General features: G+C 57.3%; 2 protein-coding genes and 1 pseudogene. All 3 read right to left on the bottom strand.

Translation table 11 applies throughout. The annotated features are described in order from the left end of the window. Positions 1 to 1,374, bottom strand: a 1,374-nt coding sequence (rpsA, locus tag AC1DVF_RS28920) for a 30S ribosomal protein S1 (protein ID WP_477783586.1), incomplete at its 3' end; no start/stop codon positions are given. A 119-nt stretch (positions 1,375 to 1,493) separates the two neighbouring features. Next, positions 1,494 to 2,183 (bottom strand): (d)CMP kinase, encoded by a 690-nt coding sequence (gene cmk, locus AC1DVF_RS28925; protein WP_064391442.1) that lies wholly within the window; start codon positions 2,181 to 2,183, stop codon positions 1,494 to 1,496. After that, positions 2,180 to 2,678, bottom strand: a pseudogene (locus AC1DVF_RS28930) (bifunctional prephenate dehydrogenase/3-phosphoshikimate 1-carboxyvinyltransferase); the annotation flags it as partial. The pseudogene AC1DVF_RS28930 and the gene cmk, both read right to left, overlap by 4 nt.

A 2,678-nucleotide genomic window follows, 5' to 3' on the forward strand; every position in this document is an offset into this window, starting at 1 on the left:
GCCAGTAACGATTGCGCCTTTGTCGTTAACCGAGACGTACTCGGAGAACGGATCGCTTTCCAGTTGCTTGATACCCAGGGAGATACGCTCGCGCTCTGGGTCAACCGACAGGATAACGGTGTCCAGCTCGTCGCCCTTCTTGAAACGACGTACGGCTTCTTCGCCCACTTCGTTCCAGGAGATATCGGACAGGTGAACCAGACCGTCGATGCCGCCGTCCAGACCAATGAAGATACCGAAATCGGTGATCGACTTGATGGTGCCGGAGATTTTATCGCCCTTGTTGAACTGGCCAGAGAAATCTTCCCATGGGTTAGATTTGCACTGCTTGATGCCCAGGGAGATACGACGACGCTCTTCGTCGATGTCCAGAACCATAACTTCCACTTCGTCGCCGACTTGTACGACTTTCGAAGGGTGGATGTTCTTGTTGGTCCAGTCCATTTCCGAAACGTGTACCAGACCTTCAACGCCTTCTTCCAGCTCAGCGAAGCAGCCGTAGTCGGTCAGGTTGGTTACACGAGCGGTAACGCGAGTGCTTTCTGGGTAACGGGCTTTGATAGCAACCCATGGATCTTCGCCCAGTTGCTTCAGGCCCAGGGAAACACGGTTGCGTTCGCGATCGTATTTCAGAACCTTAACGTCGATTTCGTCACCAACGTTGACGATCTCGGAAGGATGCTTGATGCGCTTCCAGGCCATGTCGGTGATGTGCAGCAGGCCGTCCACGCCACCCAGATCGACGAATGCGCCGTAATCGGTGAGGTTTTTGACGATACCTTTGACTTGCTGGCCTTCCTGCAGGGATTCCAGCAGAGCTTCACGCTCGGCGGAGTTCTCGGCTTCCAGGACGCTGCGACGGGAAACGACAACGTTGTTGCGCTTCTGGTCCAGCTTGATGACCTTGAATTCCAGCTCTTTGCCTTCCAGGTGCGTGGTGTCGCGCACTGGACGGACGTCAACCAGGGAACCTGGCAGGAACGCACGGATGCCGTTAACGTCGACAGTGAAGCCGCCTTTAACCTTACCGTTGATAACGCCCTTGACCACTTCCTCGGCTGCGAAGGCTGCTTCCAGAACGATCCAGCATTCAGCGCGCTTGGCTTTTTCACGGGACAGCTTGGTTTCACCGAAACCGTCTTCAACCGAGTCCAGCGCAACGTGAACTTCGTCACCGACATTGATAGTCAGATCGCCAGCGTCGTTGTAGAACTGCTCAAGCGGGATGAGTGCTTCAGACTTCAGGCCAGCGTGAACGGTTACCCAGCGAGCTTGGTAATCGATATCAACGATAACACCGGTGATGATGGAGCCTGCCTGAAGGTTCAGGGTTTTTAGGCTTTCTTCAAAGAGTTCCGCAAAGCTTTCGCTCATTTTAATTCCTGTAAATGAGGGCGAAGGATACGCCCATCTCCACACCCCAGACGGTGTGGGTTAGTTTCATATAGAAGAAGCGTCGCAGGACTATGACTGGTCCCCTGCGGCCTTCTTGGTCACCCGGCGATATCGCGAATGGCGATCTCGCTCATGATGCGTTCAAGCACCTGATCGATGGACAACTCCGTGGAATCCAGCTGTATGGCGTCAGCCGCCGGCTTAAGCGGGGCTACCGCTCGCTGGGTGTCACGCTCGTCGCGTGCACGGATCTCATCTAGCAGACTCGACAGACTAACACCCTCGACTTTGCCCTTCAACTGCAAATATCGACGGCGCGCCCTCTCCTCGGCACTGGCGGTCAGGAAAATCTTCAGCGGTGCATCCGGAAAAACCACTGTGCCCATGTCGCGACCATCGGCCACCAGACCCGGCGCTTCCTGGAAAGCACGCTGGCGCTGCAGCAGCGCCTCGCGTACGGCCGGCAATGCAGCCACTTGCGAAGCGCCGGAGCCGACGCTTTCGGTGCGGATCACATCGCTGACTTCGTCACCTTCCAGAATGATCCGTTGCAACTGACCTTCGGTCGCCGCAATGAACTGAACATCCAGATGAGCGGCAAGCTTCTTCAGCAGCTCTTCATTGGTCAGGTCGACACCATGGTTGTGCGCAGCAAATGCCAGCAAGCGGTACAACGCACCGGAATCCAGCAGGTTCCAGCCCAGACGCTTGGCCAGTATTCCGGCTACGGTGCCTTTGCCCGAGCCGCTTGGCCCATCAATGGTGATGACCGGTGCAATGTTTTTCACGACTGAGCCTCTTGTGCCACACGAATACCGACCTGCCCGCACAGCGCGAGGAAGTTGGGGAACGACGTCGCGACGTTAGCGCAATCATGGATGCGGATCGGTGCGGTGGCGCGCAGGGAGGCCACACTGAAAGCCATCGCGATACGGTGATCGCCGTGACCATGCACTTCGCCGCCGCCAATCTGGCCGCCGTCGATGATGATGCCGTCCGGGGTCGGCTGGCATTTGACGCCCAGCGCCAATAGACCGTCCGCCATGACTTGGATGCGATCCGACTCCTTGACCCGCAGCTCTTCAGCGCCGGTCAGCACAGTGCGTCCTTCGGCACAGGCCGCCGCCACGAACAGCACCGGGAATTCGTCGATGGCCAGCGGAACCAGCTCTTCGGGAATCTCGATACCTTTGAGTTTAGCTGCCCGTACGCGCAGGTCAGCCACAGGCTCGCCGCCGACTTCACGCTGGTTTTCCAGAGTGATGTCCGCACCCATCAGGCGC

It is taken from the genome of Pseudomonas sp. P4_D7, assembly GCF_056401755.1.